The organism is Rhizobium sp. R635, assembly GCF_002211285.1.
Classification (GTDB): Bacteria; Pseudomonadota; Alphaproteobacteria; order Rhizobiales; family Rhizobiaceae; genus Rhizobium.
In genome coordinates this window covers 268,378-287,000 of record NZ_LOKX01000012.1, presented here as the reverse complement: position 1 = coordinate 287,000, position 18,623 = coordinate 268,378, and the positions used below count along the sequence as shown (strand labels likewise).

Below are 18,623 nucleotides of genomic sequence, written 5' to 3'. Positions count from 1 at the left end.
TTTGAGCATCGATATGCCGCAGAATTCGCGTCAAGTTGCGACTCCTATATTTCGATTGTCGGCGGCACCAAGACAGCAACCCAACTGTCCTTGGCAGGATGGGAACTCCGCCTCCGATCATCAGTGATCGGCGACCAACGGTAAGCCGCCGCACCCATGCGCAAACTGACGCCGTCAAAGCGCCATAGTGTGCCGAAACCCCGCGGGCCGGCTTTCAAACGTCCGCCTGTCGCCAGATATGCAAGTCGGCCACCGGCTTTTCCCGCAGGCTCCTCCGCCCAGATCCCGCAGGCTTGTTCAATCGAAAAGACAAGCGTTTTCACAGCATAAGCGACCGGCAGAAGCAGCTTATCGCGCTTGGCGCTTCACTGTGCATCAGCGTTTCGGTGCCTGCGAAGTTGCGGAATCGTCGAGCAAAGGCGCACACTGACCTAACTGTTGGAGGACAGTGCCAGCAATGCCGGCAGCCTTCAACCTGTCTTAAGCAAGGAACGAGGGTTGAACAATGAAGCTCACTGGTGGCCAAGTCGTCGCGAAGGCCTTGAAGGAATACGGTGTAGAATATGTGGCTGGTGTACCCGGTCACGGGATCTGGTCGCTCTTCGATGCCTTTTTGGAAGAGGGGTCTGAAATCCCATTCATCCAGGTCATGCACGAGCAGAGTGCTGTCCATATGGCCGATGGATACTATCGCGCTTCGGGAAAACCGATGGCTTGCTCGACCTCCGTCGGACCAGGCGCCGCAAATACCATCATCGGTCTCGCCACCGCTCTTTGCGACTCCACTTCGCTCTTCTACGTTTCCGGCTCCCCCCAGACTTACATGCACGGCCACGGGACGATGCAGGAACTGGAGCGCCATCAAGACAACGCATTTCCGCGCGTGACCGAGCAAGTCACGAAACGTGCATGGCAAGCCAATTCGGTGCAGGTCCTCCCAAGCATCATGCACCGTGCCTTCAACGCGATGATGACGGGGCGCCCTGGACCAGTCCACGTTGAAGTTCCGATGGATGTCCAGGTTGAGGCTGCGGATGTCGCCATCCACCCGCTCGAAAAGCGCCTTCCCATCGGTATTGCCTATCCGGACCCAAAAGCAATCGAAGCTGCTGTCAAGGTCCTTATGACAGCTGAGCGCCCAGTTATCGTAGCCGGTGGCGGCGCGATCACAGCGAATGCATCTGCAGAGCTTACTCGCCTGGCTGAAAAGCTCGGTGCGGCTGTCTCGATCACCTGGAACGGCAAGGGCGCGATTTCAGAGGATCACGAACTCTTCATCGGTGCTGTCGGACAGACGGGAACAACGTGCGGCAACAAGATCACTGCTTCAGCAGACGTCGTTGTCTCGGTCGGCTGCCGCTTCACCGATTGGTCTGCATCTTCCTATGCCAAGGGGGTGTCTTTCTCCATTCCGTCTGCGAAGCTGATCCATATTGATCTGGATCCGCGCGAGATCGGCAAAAACTACGAAACGGAAGTCGGTATCGTGGCCGACGCTAAGGTCACGCTCGAAGCTATCCTGTCGCTTATCTCTGACAGTGACTCGCAAAAATTGCTGTCACGGCGCGAAAACTTCCTTGCTGACGTTCAGAAAGCGAAAGCCGATTGGCGCGCTCAGGTAGGCCCTCGTGAAAACAGCGTTGAAACACCATTTACCTCGCAGCGTCCGCTGATGGCGCTTCGCAAGGTCCTCGATCGTGACGGTATCGTCGTCGTCGGCTCCGGCAATACTCAGGGTTCAGTCAAGCAAAGCTTCCCTGTCTATCAGCCACGCACCCATCTGACGTCCGGTTCTTACTCGCCAATGGGTTGGGCAGTGCCGGCTGCTCTTGGCGCCAAGCTCGCGTGCCCTGACAGGCAGGTCGTGGCGATCGTCGGCGACGGTGATTTCATGATGTCGTTGCCGGAAATGGGTACTGCCGTGATGAACGGTATCAACGTCGTGTTCCTTGTTCTCAACAATCAGGGCTACATGTCGATCCGTGGCGGACAGCGCAAGTTCATGGGCCGTCATGTTGCCTCGGAATTCAATCATCATGCCGGCAACGGCGAGCCATACTCCGCTGACATTGCCGCGTCGGCTCGCGCGTTTGGGCTTGAAGCCTGGCGTGTCGAGAAGAACGAGGACCTTGAGTCCAGCATCAAAGCCGCTCTCGAATGCGGTGGGCCAGCGCTTGTCGAAGTGATTGTTTCGCGTGACGCGGCCGGCCCGTTCGCGACGGGTTGGTGGGACTTCCCGTCGCCAGCTTACTACGAAAAGGAACAGGCGGCTTACGCGGAAATGCGTGCCCGCGAGCAGCATCTCTAAGCTGCACTGATCCTCGGGGCGCCGGGCAGGCGCTCCCAAAACCCAGGTTTTAATCATCGCGACTGCGGAGCGTGCTGCTTCCGCGAACGAAGAGCTATGTCATGATCAGACACATCAAAACAGCCAAGGCAAGCAATGGAGGCGGCAGTGACGCCGCGGTAACCAAGGCAGTCGAAACACTTCTCGCGAAGGTGGAGTCGGGCGGCGACAAGGCTGTTCGGGAGCTGTCGGTACAGTTCGACAAGTTTGATCGGGAGTCCTATCGCCTGTCGAAAGAGGAAATCTCAACCGCAGTCAATTCGTTGACGAAACAGGAGCGTGAGGATCTGGACTTTGCCCAGGATCAAATCCGCCGTTTTGCTCAGGCTCAAAAAGATTCCCTCAAGGATCTTGAGATCGAAACGATCCCGGGTGTTGTCCTCGGCCACCGGAATGTCCCGGTTCAGAATGTAGGCTGCTACGTCCCGGGTGGAAAATATCCTCTCCTCGCGTCTGCCCACATGACGGTTCTGACTGCGCGCGTGGCAGGATGCGAACGCGTAATAACCTGCGCACCGCCGTTCAAGGGGCAAATATCAAACAAGATTGTTGCTGCGCAGGCGCTTGCCGGAGCAGACGAAATCTATTCTCTGGGCGGTGTTCAGGCGATTGCAGCGATGGCATACGGGACTGAGACCATCCAGCCCGTCGATATGCTCGCCGGCCCGGGCAACGCCTACGTGGCCGAGGCAAAGCGTCTGCTTTTCGGAAAGGTGGGCATCGATCTTTTCGCTGGCCCGACGGAGACTCTCGTCATCGCTGATGACAGCGTCGACGGCGAGATTGTCGCAACCGACCTACTCGGCCAAGCGGAACACGGCGCAAACTCGCCGGCGGTCCTGATAACGAATTCCGAAAAGCTCGCGCGAGATACGCTCCACGAGATCGAACGCCTTCTCAAGATCCTCCCCACTTCCGCCATCGCAAGTCAGGCATGGGCCGACTACGGAGAGATCATCTTGTGCGACTCCCTCGAGGAAATGGTTGCGGAAGCTGACCGCGTCGCCTCGGAGCACGTCCAGGTCATGACCCGAGATCCCGACTATTTCCTGAACAACATGACGAACTATGGAGCACTGTTCTTAGGCGCTCGCACGAACGTCGCTTTCGGCGACAAGGTGATCGGCACCAACCACACGCTGCCAACAAATCGAGCCGCTCGATACACCGGCGGCCTGTGGGTCGGAAAGTTCCTGAAGACCTGCACCTACCAGCGCATCGAGACCGACGAAGCATCAGCATTGATCGGCGGCTACACCTCACGGCTTTGCATCATGGAGGGCTTCGCTGGCCATGCGGAACAAGCAAACATTCGCGTCCGTCGCTATGGCGGACGGAATATTCCTTATGCCGAGGGGGCGTCGCCCGTCAGAGCATAATTCCCTGGCGGCATCAGCTTTGAGCGCTCGGGCCGCCAGCCACAATCTCTAACCAAAAAGGGGAACTACCATGAAACTCAAAACTCTGCTTGCAGCATCGATAGCATTTCTTCCGGTCGCGGCTGCGGCCCAGGAAAAGACGAAGATCGAGGGCATCCATCATTGGGTGTCCGAGAGCGAAGTGAACGCGCTCAAGGTAATCACCAACAAGCTCGCAACCAAAGGCTATATCTGGCAGGACAGCGCAGTCGGAGGCCTGTCTGGCGGCAATGCACTGCAGGCTCTGCGGACACGCCTTGCGGCGGGCAATCCCCCCGCGACAATGCAATTTCTCGGCTTTGAAGGCCTGGACTGGGCAAAAGAAGGAGTCCTCCGCTCCCTCAATGACGAGTACGAGAAAAATGGCTGGGAGAAGACACTCGCTCCGCAATTGCTTGCTTTCGTCAAGAGCGACGATGACTTCATCTCGGTGCCCATCAATATGCACCGGCAGAACTGGGTCTGGGCCAACAAAGCCGTATTCGACAAAGTTGGACTTTCGGAACCGAAGAGCTGGGATGAGTTGATCGCCTATGGCGACAAGCTCAAGGCTGCAGGGGTGGTTCCACTCGCAATGGGCGATGAACCATGGCAGATTCTCGAGGTGTTCGAAGCGATCGTTGTCGACGTAAACGGTCCTGAGTTCTACAAGAAGGCGATAATGGACCTCGATGAAGAGGCCCTCGGCAGCGACAAGATGGTCGACGCTTTCGAGAAGCTTCGCAAAGTGCGCGGACTGGTCGACGACGGCTTCACCGGCCGCGACTGGGCTGTTGCGACCGGCATGGTTGCAAGTGGAAAGGCTGCCATGCAGGTCATGGGTGACTGGGCCAAGGGCGAGTTTCTGGCCAAAGGCATGAAGCCCGGTACGGACTTCCTGTGCTTCCCGACTCCGTCGGCCACGCCAAACTACAAGTTCGTCATTGATGCGTTCGGCATGTTCAAGATCGACAACGAAGCGATTACCGCCGGTCAGGACGCGTGGGCAGAATCGATCATGGACCCTGAAGTCCAGAAGGACTTCAACAAGATCAAGGGTTCCATCCCGGCGCGTTCCGATATTTCTGTTACCGATTTTGACGCGTGCGCTCAGCGCAGCTTCGCCGATCGAGAAGCGGCTATCGCCAGCAATGCGATGCTTGGCGGCCTGACAGAAGGTTTCGCCACTCAGCCACAGTTTTCCGGCGTGTTTAGTGATGTCGTCGGCAAGTTCTTCGTTACAGACATGTCTGCGAAGGATGCGGTCAAGGCCCTTGTAGACGGGATCGACAACGCTCGCTGACCGATCGTCAGAGCGCCGGCTATCGCGCCGGCGCTCTGAAACACTAGTACGCCTTCAACGCCGGATTACTGTGATGCACAGGACACCTTCACTAAAAGATAAACTAGCGCGCTGGCTACCTCGGCTCGTGTTGTCGCCAAGCCTAATCGTCGTTTTCGTCGGGGTTTATCTCTTCATCGCCTGGACGGCCGGAATTTCTTTGTCGTCCTCAAAAATGGTTCCTAGGTTCGATTTTGTGGGCTTGGAAAATTATATGCGTCTATGGGCGACGCCTCGATGGGAAACAGCGGTCGCAAATCTGTTCATCTTCACGGTGCTGTTCCTTGCGGTCACCATCGCGCTTGGTCTGTTCATTGCGATCTTGCTTGACCAGCAGGTGCGGGCAGAGGGTTTTCTTCGGGCTGTCTATCTCTATCCGATGGCGCTGTCGTTCATCGTAACGGGCACGGCATGGAAGTGGATTCTCAATCCCGAGCTGGGTGTTCAGAAGGTTGTCAATGAACTCGGCTGGACAGGCTTCGTATTCGACTGGATCACTCGGCCGGAATACGCAATCTATTGTGTGGTAATCGCGGCGGTGTGGCAGTCAACTGGATTTGCCATGGCGATCTTCCTCGCTGGTCTCCGCGGTATCGATACGTCGATCATTAAGGCTGCTCAAATCGAGGGTGCGACACTGCCGCGCATCTACATGAGCATCATCGTCCCCATGCTGCGACCAGCATTTCTCAGCGTCGTTGTTCTCCTCAGCTACATCTCGATCAAGAGCTTCGACCTCGTCCTGGCATTGACGGGCGGTGGTCCGGGCAGCGCGACCGAAATGCCCTCAACGTTCATGTTCTCTGCCACGTTCAAGCGGAACCAGATGGGCATCGGAGCGGCCAGCGCGATGATGATGTTGATGACCGTCGCGGCAATCATCGTGCCTTACCTGTATTCGGAGCTGAAGGAGAGCCGCAATGCACACTGAAGCTAGCTCAGCGCGACGCTCTTTGCAGTTTGGCCGGATATTCATCTACGGTTCGCTCATCGCACTTGCCGCCTTTTATCTGATGCCGCTGTGGGTGATGATCGTCACCTCTTTGAAGTCTCTGGACGAGATTTATTCCGGTTCGTTTATTGGACTTCCCAAGGTGATCTCCTTCGAAGCTTGGCAGAAGGCCTGGGGTGAGGCGTGCATTGGCACTGCGTGCGGCGGTCTCAAGCCGTACTTCGTCAACTCGCTCCTCATGGTCGTCCCTGCGGTCACCCTTTCGACCATGATAGGCGCAATCAACGGCTACATTCTTACGAAATGGCGATTTCCGGGCTCGAACTTCGTGTTTGGAATGTTGTTGTTTGGCTGCTTCTTGCCATTTCAGGCAGTGATCCTGCCAATGGCTCAGTTGCTTGGGGCACTGAAACTTTCCGGCACCATCCCCGGACTGGTCCTAGTTCATACGGTATACGGGATCAGTTTCACGACCCTGTTTTTCCGCAACTACTTCATCACGATTCCGGACGAACTTACCCGCGCAGCTCAGATCGACGGTGCCGGATTCCTTCGTATCTTCTTCTCTATCATGTTGCCAGCTGCTCTTCCGATCATCGTGGTCTCGTGCATCTGGCAGTTCACGCAGATCTGGAACGACTTCCTCTTTGGCGTGTCGTTCACCGCGGGTGAGTCATCACCGATCACCGTAGCACTGAACAACATCGTCAATGTGACGATGGGTAGAAAACAATACAACGTCGATATGGCCGCAGCAATGATTGCCGCAATTCCAACCCTTGTCGTCTATGTCATCGCCGGGCGCTACTTCGTCCGCGGACTGACTGCCGGTGCCGTGAAAGGCTGATACAATGTCTACTCTTGAAATCGATCGAGTTCGCAAAGCCTATGGTGACCTTGAAGTGCTGAAGGAGGTCTCGATCTCCATTGGCACCGGCGATTTCCTCGTGCTGCTAGGACCATCCGGCTGTGGAAAATCGACACTCCTCAATATGATCGCTGGTCTCGAAACGATCACCGGGGGCCAGATTCGCATCGCCAACAACGTGGTCAATGATCTGTCGCCAAAAGACCGCGACATCGCGATGGTGTTTCAGTCCTACGCGCTTTACCCGACCATGACGGTGCGTGAAAACATCGAATTCGGCATGAAGATTCGCAAAGTCTCCCCCGCCGATCGCGATAAAGCCGTGCGATCAGCAGCCGAGTTGCTCCAGATCAGCCACCTGCTGGATCGAAAGCCATCACAGCTTTCCGGAGGACAGCGTCAGCGCGTCGCAATGGGACGTGCCATTGTCCGCCAGCCAAAGCTCTTTCTGTTTGACGAGCCTCTCTCGAACCTTGATGCAAAGCTTCGCGTCGACATGCGAACGGAGATCAAGCGCCTCCATCAGCGCTTGGGAACGACGATTGTCTACGTCACGCACGATCAGATCGAAGCAATGACGCTCGCGACACGCGTTGCCGTGATGAAGGACGGTATCGTCCAGCACCTGGATGAGCCTCAAAAGGTTTATGATCGGCCGGCCAACGTCTACGTCGCGAAATTCGTCGGCTCTCCGTCCATGAACATTGTCCCTGCACGGGTTGAAGCCGACGGTTCCGGTGTGAGCGCAGTCGTGCAAATTCCGAACCGGGCACCGGCTCGCATTTCCGGCATTCCGATCTCCGCATCCGCACTGAAGAAATATTCAACCAAGGATGTGCTGATCGGGATCAGACCGGAAAACTTCAGCCCCGCACCGAGCGCAGGCGCAAACTGCCTGACGGTTGATATTGACGTTGTCGAGCCCACCGGGCCGGACGCGCTTGTTGTTTTCCAGCTTGCCGGTGTGGAAGTGACAGCACGACTTCCCCCCAACAGCGCCAGGTCAAGAGCTGAAGCTTGTTTGTCTGTCGACGGCTCGAAAATCGTGCTGTTCGATGCACAAACTGAAGCGCGGATCGATTGAGGATTTACACAGCCATGCAACACAATGCAGACATTGTGATCATTGGTTCCGGAGTTGGTGGCAGCTCCTTGGCCTATAGCCTGGCCGCATCGGGGCGACGGATCGTTATCCTGGAGCGCGGCGACTACCTCAAGGACAGCGCCGAAGCTCGGGACGACATTGCGATCTTTCAAAAGGGGTTCTATCGACCGGCCGAGGAGTGGCTTGGGACAGACGGTGAGAGCTTTCTGGCCAACAACTACTACTATGTCGGCGGAAACTCGAAATTCTTCGGGGCGGTCATGTACCGTTACCGGAAGGAAGATTTTTTACCCCGTCCCCACCTCGACGGGAACTCACCAGGCTGGCCTATGGCATACGACGACCTTGAGCCCTGGTATGAGCGCGCTGAAGAGGTGTTTCGCGTGCGTGGTGCCACTGGGGAGGATCCAACCGAACCTCCCCATAGCCGACCTTATTCCTACACGGCCGTTCCGGACGAGCCATCCATCGCATCAGTGCGAGCGCGTCTAAAAAGGGCGGGGATCCATCCCGCCAGCCTTCCGCTTGCCATCGACCTCGAGGCGTGGCTTGGACGTGCAAAAACCGGCTGGGACGCCTTTCCAAATACCGGGTTAGGCAAGATCGACGCCGAAGTCGGACCTTTAACTCGCGCCCTTCAGCATCCGAACGTGAGTGTCATCACCGGCGCAAGCGTATCTCGCCTGGAGACCGATGAAACAGGTAAGCGCATCATATCAGCGACGTTCACCAAGGACGGAGCAGTACATTCTGTTACGGCGGATGTCTTCGCTGTGGCCGCCGGCGCTGTTCAGACTTCCGCGTTGCTTCTTCGGTCTGCGAACGCGGCTCATCCGATGGGCCTGGCAAACAGTTCGGACCAATTGGGCCGGAATTTCATGAACCATAACACCTCCGCGATGCTCGTACTGGACTACAAACGGAACGCCTCAGTCTATCAGAAGACCTTGGCTTTCAATGATTTCTACAATGAGAACAACGAATTCGGAGCGCCCTTGGGAAACGTGCAACTGCTTGGTCACATCACCGGTAACATCCTGAAAGCGAATTTTCCCGTACCCGCACCATCCTGGCTCATCAACATCATCGCAAGGCATGCATATGGGTGGTTCCTTACGAGCGAAGATCTCCCCAACCCGGAAAGCCGGGTCATGGTCAGGCACGATCGGATCGTCGTCAACTGGGTGCGTTCAAACATGCGCGCGCATCAAGCGTTAATCAAAAAGACGAAGCAGGTGATGCGGAAGGCCGGCTTCCCGGTCGTATTGACCCATACATTTGGAAGAAAGACCACGTCCCATCAGTGTGGAACCGCCAGGCTCGGAAGTGATCCCAAAACATCGGTTGTCGACCTGAACTGCCGGAGCCATGATATCTCGAACCTATACATCACTGACGCGTCGGTATTGCCGACCTCGGCAGCCGTCAACCCGGCCCTTACCATTGCTGCCCTCGCAATTAAGGCAGGCGCATCGATAGGGAGCCGCTAATGTTCATGAACTGTCTCGGTTCTGCTCGTTACGGCGTGAAGCCGATCTCAGGCAAGGAAAGCCGCTATGACTATATCGTTGTCGGAGGTGGCTCGACCGGTTGCGTGATTGCATCGCGCCTTTCTGAAAACGAATCCGTCAAAGTGGCTCTTCTCGAAGAGGGGCCGCCTGATGCCAGCCCATACATACACATCCCTGGAGCGTACTACAAAACAGCGCAAGGTAGCTTGCTCAAGCGGTTAAGCTGGGAAGCCGGTCCCGAGTTGGCCCGAAACGAAAAGCAGACAATGGTTCAGGCCCGCGTCTTGGGCGGCGGCAGCTCTGTGAACGCGATGATCTATATTCGCGGCGTACCGTTTGACTACGAGCAATGGGTTCAGCTCGGCGCTGAGGGGTGGGGATATGATGATGTTCTACCCTATTTTCTTCGCGCAGAGGACAACAATCGCTTTTGCAACGAAGTTCATGCCGTTGGGGGGCCGCTAGGCGTCTCTGACATTGACTACATTCACCCGCTCACTCGCAGCTGGCTGCAGGCTTGCCAGCAGGCAGGCTTGCCTTACAATGCGGATTTCAATTCCGGAAATCAGGCTGGGTGCGGTCTCTATCAGATCACAGCGAAGGACGGTCGACGCAGCAGCGCAGCTGTAGCCTACCTTAAGCCCGCACGGGAAAGGCCAAATCTGCAGGTTGTTACTCGTACCGTCGTTACTCGTATTATTATCGAAAACGGCAAAGCGGTCGGCGTTGAATATATTCGAAACGGCGAAAAGCATGTGCTTCGAGCTGAACGAGAGATTATTGTTTCGGCCGGCGCGATCGGCACGCCGAAGTTGCTGATGCTATCTGGCATCGGTGCAGAAAAAGAACTGTCCCGTCATGGCATCGCGGTACAGGCTGATCTCCCCGGCGTTGGAAAAAACCTTCAAGACCACGTCGAAATATCGCTTATCTACCAGCTAAATGGACCCCACAGTTACGACAAATACAAGAAATTGCATTGGAAAGCCGCAGCGGGTCTCAATTACGCGCTCTTTAAGGGGGGGCCTGCCTCCTCAAACCTCATTGAGGGAGGAGCTTTCTGGTGGGGCAACAAGGAGGAACAGGTTCCGGATATCCAATATTTCATGGTGGTCGGCGCGGGTATCGAGGAAGGAGTCGATGCTGTTCCGGGTGGTAATGGATGCACCATCAACCTCGGGCAGATTCGGCCAAAGTCACGCGGTGAAGTTACATTGACCAGCTCCGACTTTGCCGCTGACCCCCGGGTGTCTCCCAATTATTTTTCTGATCCTTACGACTTGGATGCAATTACGGAAGGCACGATGAAGGCAATGGATATCATGTCCAAACCTGCCATCGCGAAATACCTTCACTCCAGATACGTGCCCGACCGGAGCGTCCTGACGCGGGATGAGGTGAGAGCATTCTGCCAGCGTAACGCACATGCAGCTCTCCACCCGTCGGGCACCTGCCGAATAGGCACGGACGAAATGGCCGTTGTCGATCCAAAGCTTCGCGTGCGGGGAATCGAAGGACTTCGGGTCGCCGATGCTTCAGTCATGCCCACTTTAATTTCGGGAAATCCCAACGCGGTATGTATCATGATTGGGGAGCGAGCCGCGGATTTTCTGCTTGCTTGCGCTTAGCGCATTGGCCCGAACTCCCAGGTCGGCCGATTTAGTGGATTAAGTTCGTTGCTTACCCGCTCACATTGCAGGTCCACATAGCAACCGAGCATTGTCGGTCGCGGTTGAGCGACCGACTGCCAAGGTTTAGCGGGGTCGATTGCAGAATGTTGCCCTCCTTATTTATCGGGAATGACGCAGCCCATGCGGCTGAGGTGCTGGGCCGTGTCCATTGGAGTTCCAGGGAAAATCAACACTACATCGTTGGTAATTTCAGCGCATGATGGCGGCGTTCGGCGCGCCCGACGCTTACGCTTTTCGCATGCCTTTGTTGAGCGGAACAGTTGTTGGGGCCAGAAGCGCGCCATCGACTCAAGCCACCGGATTTCTAGGCAGGCTCATGCGCTTGCAGGAGGCGACAGTTCACAAAAATTGCAGCTATATCGGCCTGGCTTTCAAAAAGGGCGGCAATGGTCCAGAAAGCGAGTGAACTGCTGAATGGCCCTGTCACAAGAGATTTGGAATTCGATCCGATCGTGGATCTCACGACGGCGAGAGGCTCGCATTTGGCAGAGCTTTGTAATCTTGTCTGGAATTGCCTCGATGTCTTTGAAACACAAAATTTTTCTCAGGTGGCTATCGAGCATCTCCTTCAGGCAACGATGATAACGCTCCTAAAAAAGGCATCAGGCCTTTGTGGGTGCCTAGCGTCCGTGAAGCGCGATTTGGCGAAACTCTTTTCAGGCTAACACTTTTGTCGGTACATTCAATTCTGAATTCCCTGTTGCGGAGCCATATTTTCGGAAGTTCGACGGCGTCGTGCGCCATTTTGACCGAAATGCGCGTACAAGATGGGAATCGTCGGCGAAACCGCTGGATGCCACAGCACAACGCGAGCTTCTGCAGAAAAAATGGTGGGCCTGCCGCTAAGCGTGAAGCCGTCGCGCATCTGAAGGCCGTCATGGGGCTTTCGGAACGGCCGTCCCGCCAGATCATATCCGCCGAGCGCAAGACGGTTCGCTATCGGTCATGCCGACCGCCGGAGATTGAGCTGCGTGCAAGGCTGCGAGAACTCGCAACCGAGACGGCGTTTTAGTTATCGGCGACTGTTTGTCCTGCTTTGGTGGGAGGGAGAGCCGGCCTGGATTTCGTCCACGACCAATTCGCCTGCGGCAGACGCTTCCGCGTGCTCAATGTCGTCGATGACGCGTCACGCGCCCTGGCGGCGATACCTGACACCTCGATCTCCGGTCGTCGCGTTGCTCGCGAATTGGCGGCGCTCATCGAACTGCGGGAAAGCCCCGCATGATTGTCTCCGACCATGGCACGGAATTCACGTCGAACGCGATCCTCGTCTGGTCAAAGGAACACAAGGTCGAGCGGGATTACATCGCACGGGGAAAGCCGATGCAGAACGGCTATGTCGAATCCTTCAACGACCGCGTGCGCGACGAACTGCTCAACGAAAGCCTGTTCTTCGGCCTCGACCATGCCCGAAGCGCAATGCTTAATGGGCCGACCGATTACAACCACTTCCGGCCGCATTCATCGCGGGGATACAGACCCCGGCGGCTTTTGCCGATGATATTGCCGCAACCGGCTACAACGCTACGCGAGATGAAAGCTTCGCGTTTCCGCCGGTTGCTCACCCTGCGCCACTTGCCGGATCGAAAACCGCCGAGGCTCTAATCGCCGCTGGATGAAAGTTCAGTGGCAGGTCATAGTCGACCCAGGCGCCTCTTAGGGCACGCCGCGACCGATGCGTGTTTGAGGAAACCTGAAAAAAGTAGCTCAAGATTTGATCTCAAACTGCTGGGCCAATGAGCGATTGCATCAGGGATTTAAGCTGTCTTGCAACGTCAAAGCTGTTTTCCTGGTGATTTCGATTGCAGAAAAGCTCGCAGCTCCACCAGCCTTCATAGCCAGTTGATTTCACCGCATCTGTCCATTCCTTCAGGTTCAAAACGCCGTCACCGGTTGGTACGTCGCGCAAAATGGGCTCGTCAGGTATGCCGCCTTTGAACTCCAGGGAGTCACACACGTGCACACCATAGATGAGATCCTTGTCGATTTTGGCAACTCTTTCAGGAGTATCGCCGGAGGTATAGCAGTGCCAATAATCTATGAGCAGCTTGATGTTGGTCCGTCCCGCCTTCTCGATGACCTTGAGCTGCTTGTCGATGGTATTCAGTGGTGTCCAGGATAGCGATTCAAGGTACAGCGTAAGATCATGTGATGCGGCCACGTCGGCGAGTTCCCGCAAATTCGCTGCAGTAAGGTCAATCTGCTCCTGTTCTGGGCGATCGATCAGACCGCGATATAGCCCCTGAATCGGAGTTTTTGATCTTACAGCATCAAGGCTGAGCGGCCCCGTTATAACCTCGACACCCTTTGCGCCGACTGCCGTCGCCAACTCGAAAAGTCGTACGGCGTCACTGAACAACTGGGGTCGTTCGTCGTTTTGGCGTTCAATGTTGATCAGGAAGCCAATCCCGGGGATAAACATACCATCGACCATCTCCCGCAGTGACGCTTTGGAAACGCCGGCGGCCAGGCAGTCGCTGATTTTCGACCCCGATGCCTCCAGCCCATCAAATTCAAGCCGCTTCGCAATCTCCAGATCGATCGCCATGGTCGAGTGTCTGGCAACCAGAGAGTGAAGGATGATTTTTTGAGTGGTAGTCACGAACCTGCTCCTGCGCTAATTGGCCGATATATTGTTCAAATCAACGACCTCACCCGTTTTCACTGACGTTCGCAGTGCCTCGATAGTTTGAAGATTTGATATGCTGTCTTCTCCGGTCGAAAGCCATGTGGGCCTTCCATGCAAACCGGTAACGAAATCATGCATCGCAGCGGCGTGCACATCGCGCTCGCGTATTGGGATCAGTTCGTTCTTACCCGCGATCCGTCGCGTAAGCGTTCCAGCTCCGCGGCCGTTCAACGTTCCATTCGCAATGAGCGAGCCTTTGTTGCCGGCCACCAGCACCATATCCTCGATCTCGGAGGTTGCGAAACTCTCATGCCCCTGAACGATGCAGCCGTCGTTCATCCGCAATAAGAACGCAAGATGCAGCGGGAGTTGATCCTGTACCTTTTTGAGACCGCTGATTTGGCGAGGTTCGGCGTCGGTAAGGTATCGGGCAAGGTCGACACTTTCGATGGCTGCATCGAAGAAGATGTCGCCGGCAGCGCGTTCGACCTTACCGCGCCGTTGCGGCGGTGGCTCGTGGGGACCGCCACGAATGACGATTATAGATTGCAGTTGGCCGATGTCGCCGTCGCGGATTAGCCTCTTCATCGTCTGGTGCACATTGGATGCGCGGGCGACGTGATGTACTGCTAGGGTGACCTTCATGTCATGGCAGAGTTTCACTAGTTCCGTGGCTTGCTCGCGATCATCGCAGAGGGGCCCATCGCATAAGATGTGCTTTCCGGCTCTCGCTGCTGCAGCCACGTGATAGGGGCGCCGATCTCTCGTCGCGCTAACATAGACAAATCGGACCTGGGGCGCAGCCCAGACAGTTGTCAGATCACTGGTAGCGTTCGAAATATCTAGATCGCCTGCAAAAGCCTGCGCATATTGAAGGTTTCGGCTGAAAACCCATAGAGGCAAATGGCCGATCGACCGGATCGCAGATACCATGTGCTCCGTAGCAATGGTTTCCGTGCCCATAATCGCCCAACCGATTTCGGCGCTTGCTGGCAATGATCGATCCCCTTCATATTCGCAATAAAATGTAAGGGGAATGACGGCCGGAGCAATTTCGCATTGCGTCTAAGGCTTTCGCGATATAGCGTAGCTATAGCGTCAATACGCGTCATTTTCTGGACGGCCAATGAACCATCTTATCAGCGATACGGCCTTCTTCGCTGCCAATCTTCGAACTCTTTGCAATCAACAAGGGTCAGTGGCAGCTGTATGCAGGAAAATAAAGGTAAATCGGCAGCAGTTTAATAAATATCTGTCTGGATCTCATGTTCCGTCGGCGGCGAACATGAGGATCATCGCAAACTACTTCGGCCTCAGTGTTCCCATTCTTTTCTCCGACCCCGAAGAGTTCAGAACCCTGGTCGATGGCAACTTTTTCCACGCTATGTCGGCGGCGCGGCAATTGCCTGAGTTTTCGCGATTTGTATCGACCATGTTGGTGGAAAACTCGGTACCCGATAGCGACCTGATCGGCGTCTACGATCGATACCAATTCTCGTCGATCTACAAAGGTTTTGTGCTGAAGTCGGCATTCTGCATCTACCGGTCCAACCAGTTCCTGCAACATTATTATGTCGAACGGTTCCCCAGTTTCGACGACCCGAAGAAGATGGAGTATGTCTTCAAATATTATGGGTTTTGCTTTCCGATCGCAGATCGCCTCTTTACCGCAGACTTTGAAGGAATTCAGTCAAACGAACTGACCTTCGGTGTCTATGCGCAGGTGAAGCGAAACTCCAAAAAGTTCATGTTCGGGATTTCAAGCGGTATTGCCGCAACCGTCTTCCGGCAGCCTTACTCAACCAAAGTAGCCCTTCACTATCGAGGGCCTGGGCTGCTTAGGAGGGAGCAAATCAAGGGGATTACGGTAATGGATAAAAATGACCCCGCAATACCTCGCGAGGCCCTTCAGTATCTAGGAGATGGCTCGGACATGATCCAGATGTCTTGAGACTCGCCCGAAGGCCATCAAGGATGCAGCTCAACAGCCAACCAGACGGAATCAGTGTCTGCGTAATATCTATGCCAAGGATAGGTCCACTGATTATATCCTGTCACCCTGCAAAACGGGTCGTGCGAATAGCCAATCGGCATGACGACGTCTTCATAGAGCGTTAACTGATCGCGTTCGGCGAATTTCTGCATCCGCCCCAGGCCGTGGATTTGTGTGTGCACCTCGAGGAAAGGATGTTCATTGTGAATGAAGCAGTCCGTGTCGCCAGGGGACCACCACAGGTTCAACTTCAGCGTAAAAGTTTGCTCGGCGATAGACTCGGCGGTTTCGTTGGTGAAAACGCGGGGGTCCACCCTCACCTGACCGATCTCGTCTTGAGCGGAAATGAAGAGGGGCGTGTCGCGCGGGAAGCTACGGATACGATTTCCGAGCCAATCCCAACCGCGGAATTGCGCGCCGCCAAGGTTCGTGGCTTTGACGACCTTGATCAATGCTGCGCGTTCCGCCGACTTGATTCTCCCGCCTTTCAGCCAGGTCGATTTCCAGGCGGGAACGATCGCTGGATGTTCCGTACCCGTTACCATGGGCGAGGGGCCGAGGTTGACAACAACCGCGTCGCTCACGTCATAATCGACAACGTTTTCCACCAGCTTGGCGGAGATAAACTCATCTGCGAATGCAAGGTCTCTTGTTGCGTTCTTCACGGTCGTCGGATCCCATAAATTCCAAAGCTCAAGCATATGAAGCCACGGATGGGTACTCGAAAACAGTGCGCGGGCGCCGCTTTTCTGAAGTGACACGCTGCTTGGTTTGCGCCACATTGCGTCAGAAGTCGGCATGAGGACGAGGTTGCCCAGTCCGAGCCGGCGGCGATACCAATTGGAAGGCGGAGCCGCGCCGTCGCCTGCGGTCGATGCGGCCCCGGTGGGCATCGAGCTTCAATGGGAATTGTTCGCCCCCTATAATGCGCTCGCCCGGATGGTTAGCCACCCTTCAAGATCGAGCTCATTCGGCTGCGCAGACAGTGGTGGAGTTTCGAGGGCTTGCAACGTCAGCCCATGGGCGCGCGTCAGAATAAGCTAGCCGGCGTGGTGACCATAGTCCGTATCGCCGAGCGTCAGGGTTGAAGCGCGATGCGAATTCGGGATGCGTAATTGTTCATCGCATTCAGCCATAAGCCGCAGAAGCTGCAAACCATAGGTGGCGTCGCAATATGGTTTTTCCTCTTTTCCGCTGACCAACTGACGAATTGCTTCGCGATAGGCCTCTGCTGCACCCCCGTTGATCATGTCGATCTGCGGCAGTTCAACCTTGCCTTCACTCCCAACAAAAGCGGTGTCACTTGCGAGGTCAGCGTCGAGCGCGGTTAATGCGAGTTCCGAATATGATGTAGCGCCGCCTTTGTGGCGAGCGAACAGCAAAACATGGCCCTTGGCATCAAACTTAGCGCAAACCTCTGAGATACCTCCGAGGACGGACTGCAAGACGGAAAGTGCGTGTGGCCCCAAGTCCCAAAGGGCAGCATGCGGATCGTGGCGCCACTGCGAGTTGTTGTATGGCGATGAAACTCTCATGGAGTTCGCCACGATCCTCACTCTCCCATGCATCAAACCGTGTGCTTGAGCAGCCGATGCAAGCTGCGATCGGAGCCGCGGGTGAAACAGGCGGGTCAGAAAAACAACAGAGCGTACACCGCTGTTGAGTATTGCATCGTTCAACGCGATGCCATCCCCCAGATTGAGCGCTATCGGCTTTTCGAGCAGCACATGTTTTCCCCGTTCTGCGGCCCTTTTTGCTAACGTGGCTTGAGCGCCGGGCGCGACGGCGAAGCTGACGGCATCCACTTCGTCCAATAGCTCGTCAAAATTGTCGAACGCCTCGACCATGTGGGTGTCGGCCAGTGCAGTTGCTTTGCCCCGATCTCTCGCCCAAACTCCAACGAAGGTCACATCAGGATCACCGGCGAGCCCGGGGGCGTGAATTTCCGATGCCCAGTGCGCGGCACCGACAAGCCCGATCTTCATGCCGTTTGCATCCTCTTCTGCGGCGATTCCTGATAGCCTAAAGCGCGAGAAACTTCCTTTGCAGCCGCCGAGATAACATCACCGATCGATGCAATGTCCTCCGAAACGATGCGACTAACGGGGCCGCTCATGCTGATTGCTGCAATTGGGCGCCCCGTCGCATCGAATACAGGCGCGCCGATACAACGTCCCCCGAGTGACGATTCTTCGTCATCGACCGCAAAGCCCAGCGCACGGATGGTTTGGAACTGAGCCCGCAGCAGAGATCTGGTTGAGAGTGTATTCTTGGTGAATACTTCCAGCGCTGGCGTGGGCAGCAAAACGTTAAGCGTCTTCTCGTCCAGCCAAGCCAAAATCGATTTGCCAAGTGAACTTGCGTGCCACGGATTCGGCAGTCCGACGGTTGCTCCCTGTTTAAGTGCCTGAGTGGCCTCAATACAATCAATTACGACAAGTTCATTATGAACCCACAGCGCGAGACTGACGGTCTCGTTGTAACGGCGGTGAAGCGCTTCGAGCTGGGGACGCGCCAGATTGCGTACATCACGATGTTGGAGGGCTTTCTGCCCCAGAAGGTAAAGCCCGATGCCAAGCACGTATCGCCCATTGCCGTCCCGTTCGACGTACCCGTGGCCGACCAGGCTCGTTAGATACCGCGACGTAGTCGGCTGCCCCAATCCTACCTCACGGGCAATTTGCGACAAAGAACTCGGTCCGTTGGCAGCGCCGAGAGCAGCGAGAATTGCAGCTGCCCGGTCGACAGCATCAAATCGTGTCGACTTTCCGCTTTCCACTTCCATCCG

The 18,623-nt window shown here is 55.8% G+C and carries 14 protein-coding genes and 1 pseudogene; 10 read left to right on the top strand and 5 right to left on the bottom strand.

Translation table 11 applies throughout. The features are described 5' to 3' along the window. The first annotated feature begins 505 nt into the window (after nt 1–505). The 9 genes and pseudogenes from ATY78_RS12070 to ATY78_RS12020 all read left to right on the top strand — a co-directional run. Entirely contained in the window at nt 506–2,308 is a 1,803-nt protein-coding gene (locus tag ATY78_RS12070) for a thiamine pyrophosphate-binding protein (protein ID WP_088682552.1), read from the top strand. Nucleotides 2,309–2,409: 101 nt separating this feature from the next. Next, a complete protein-coding gene (hisD, locus tag ATY78_RS12065; RefSeq protein WP_088682551.1) occupies nt 2,410–3,726 on the top strand; it encodes a histidinol dehydrogenase in 1,317 nt (438 codons plus the stop codon). Between the two features lie 70 nt (nt 3,727–3,796). Beyond that, on the top strand, nt 3,797–5,047 hold the full coding sequence (locus ATY78_RS12060) for an ABC transporter substrate-binding protein (RefSeq protein ID WP_088682550.1): 1,251 nt from the start codon (nt 3,797–3,799) through the stop codon (nt 5,045–5,047). A gap of 73 nt (nt 5,048–5,120) precedes the next feature. Beyond that, the gene (locus ATY78_RS12055) at nt 5,121–6,017 is read left to right on the top strand and encodes a sugar ABC transporter permease (RefSeq protein WP_088682549.1); all 897 of its coding nucleotides are present in this window, start codon (nt 5,121–5,123) and stop codon (nt 6,015–6,017) included. Further along, nucleotides 6,007–6,885, top strand: coding sequence for a carbohydrate ABC transporter permease (locus ATY78_RS12050; RefSeq protein WP_088682548.1), 879 nt, complete (start codon nt 6,007–6,009; stop codon nt 6,883–6,885). Before ATY78_RS12055 ends, ATY78_RS12050 begins: the two co-directional genes overlap by 11 nt. A 4-nt stretch (nt 6,886–6,889) precedes the next feature. Continuing rightward, nucleotides 6,890–7,990, top strand: coding sequence for a sn-glycerol-3-phosphate ABC transporter ATP-binding protein UgpC (gene ugpC, locus ATY78_RS12045; RefSeq protein ID WP_088682547.1), 1,101 nt, complete (start codon nt 6,890–6,892; stop codon nt 7,988–7,990). A gap of 14 nt (nt 7,991–8,004) precedes the next feature. Continuing rightward, nucleotides 8,005–9,501: a GMC family oxidoreductase gene (locus tag ATY78_RS12040; protein ID WP_088682546.1), complete on the top strand. Its 1,497-nt coding sequence runs from the start codon at nt 8,005–8,007 to the stop codon at nt 9,499–9,501. A gap of 5 nt (nt 9,502–9,506) precedes the next feature. After that, on the top strand, nt 9,507–11,150 hold the full coding sequence (locus ATY78_RS12035; protein ID WP_088682717.1) for a GMC family oxidoreductase N-terminal domain-containing protein: 1,644 nt from the start codon (nt 9,507–9,509) through the stop codon (nt 11,148–11,150). 810 nt (nt 11,151–11,960) lie between these two features. Beyond that, nucleotides 11,961–12,832 (top strand): annotated as a pseudogene (locus tag ATY78_RS12020) (integrase core domain-containing protein); the annotation flags it as partial. A gap of 101 nt (nt 12,833–12,933) precedes the next feature. Here the strand turns inward: ATY78_RS12020 and ATY78_RS12015 are convergent. Together ATY78_RS12015 and ATY78_RS12010 are read right to left on the bottom strand one after the other, a co-directional pair. Continuing rightward, nucleotides 12,934–13,815, bottom strand: coding sequence for a sugar phosphate isomerase/epimerase family protein (locus ATY78_RS12015; protein WP_245313563.1), 882 nt, complete (start codon nt 13,813–13,815; stop codon nt 12,934–12,936). Between the two features lie 15 nt (nt 13,816–13,830). Further along, nucleotides 13,831–14,838: a Gfo/Idh/MocA family oxidoreductase gene (locus ATY78_RS12010; protein WP_245313562.1), complete on the bottom strand. Its 1,008-nt coding sequence runs from the start codon at nt 14,836–14,838 to the stop codon at nt 13,831–13,833. Nucleotides 14,839–14,968: 130 nt separating this feature from the next. Between ATY78_RS12010 and ATY78_RS12005 the strand changes: the two genes are divergently transcribed. Then, nucleotides 14,969–15,793 (top strand): helix-turn-helix transcriptional regulator, encoded by an 825-nt coding sequence (locus tag ATY78_RS12005; protein WP_088682542.1) that lies wholly within the window; start codon nt 14,969–14,971, stop codon nt 15,791–15,793. A gap of 17 nt (nt 15,794–15,810) precedes the next feature. Here the strand turns inward: ATY78_RS12005 and ATY78_RS12000 are convergent, their stop codons facing one another. The 3 genes from ATY78_RS12000 to ATY78_RS11990 all read right to left on the bottom strand — a co-directional run bounded on the left by ATY78_RS12000 (nt 15,811) and on the right by ATY78_RS11990 (nt 18,620). Beyond that, nucleotides 15,811–16,728: a hypothetical protein gene (locus tag ATY78_RS12000; protein WP_245313561.1), complete on the bottom strand. Its 918-nt coding sequence runs from the start codon at nt 16,726–16,728 to the stop codon at nt 15,811–15,813. 147 nt (nt 16,729–16,875) lie between these two features. Next, a complete protein-coding gene (locus ATY78_RS11995; protein ID WP_088682541.1) occupies nt 16,876–17,820 on the bottom strand; it encodes a Gfo/Idh/MocA family oxidoreductase in 945 nt (314 codons plus the stop codon). Further along, the gene (locus ATY78_RS11990; protein ID WP_088682540.1) at nt 17,817–18,620 is read right to left on the bottom strand and encodes an IclR family transcriptional regulator; all 804 of its coding nucleotides are present in this window, start codon (nt 18,618–18,620) and stop codon (nt 17,817–17,819) included. The genes ATY78_RS11995 and ATY78_RS11990 overlap by 4 nt, the downstream gene beginning before the upstream one ends. Nucleotides 18,621–18,623 lie beyond the last annotated feature (3 nt).

Bases quoted from the DNA above. Each gene is read 5' to 3' on its own strand.
- ATY78_RS12070 (WP_088682552.1), top strand. From the start codon at position 506: ATGAAGCTCACTGGTGGCCAAGTCGTCGCGAAGGCCTTGAAGGAATAC.
- hisD (WP_088682551.1), top strand. From the start codon at position 2,410: ATGATCAGACACATCAAAACAGCCAAGGCAAGCAATGGAGGCGGCAGT.
- ATY78_RS12060 (WP_088682550.1), top strand. From the start codon at position 3,797: ATGAAACTCAAAACTCTGCTTGCAGCATCGATAGCATTTCTTCCGGTC.
- ATY78_RS12055 (WP_088682549.1), top strand. From the start codon at position 5,121: ATGCACAGGACACCTTCACTAAAAGATAAACTAGCGCGCTGGCTACCT.
- ATY78_RS12050 (WP_088682548.1), top strand. From the start codon at position 6,007: ATGCACACTGAAGCTAGCTCAGCGCGACGCTCTTTGCAGTTTGGCCGG.
- ugpC (WP_088682547.1), top strand. From the start codon at position 6,890: ATGTCTACTCTTGAAATCGATCGAGTTCGCAAAGCCTATGGTGACCTT.
- ATY78_RS12040 (WP_088682546.1), top strand. From the start codon at position 8,005: ATGCAACACAATGCAGACATTGTGATCATTGGTTCCGGAGTTGGTGGC.
- ATY78_RS12035 (WP_088682717.1), top strand. From the start codon at position 9,507: ATGAACTGTCTCGGTTCTGCTCGTTACGGCGTGAAGCCGATCTCAGGC.
- ATY78_RS12005 (WP_088682542.1), top strand. From the start codon at position 14,969: ATGAACCATCTTATCAGCGATACGGCCTTCTTCGCTGCCAATCTTCGA.
- ATY78_RS12000 (WP_245313561.1), bottom strand. From the start codon at position 16,728: ATGCCCACCGGGGCCGCATCGACCGCAGGCGACGGCGCGGCTCCGCCT.
- ATY78_RS11995 (WP_088682541.1), bottom strand. From the start codon at position 17,820: ATGAAGATCGGGCTTGTCGGTGCCGCGCACTGGGCATCGGAAATTCAC.
- ATY78_RS11990 (WP_088682540.1), bottom strand. From the start codon at position 18,620: ATGGAAGTGGAAAGCGGAAAGTCGACACGATTTGATGCTGTCGACCGG.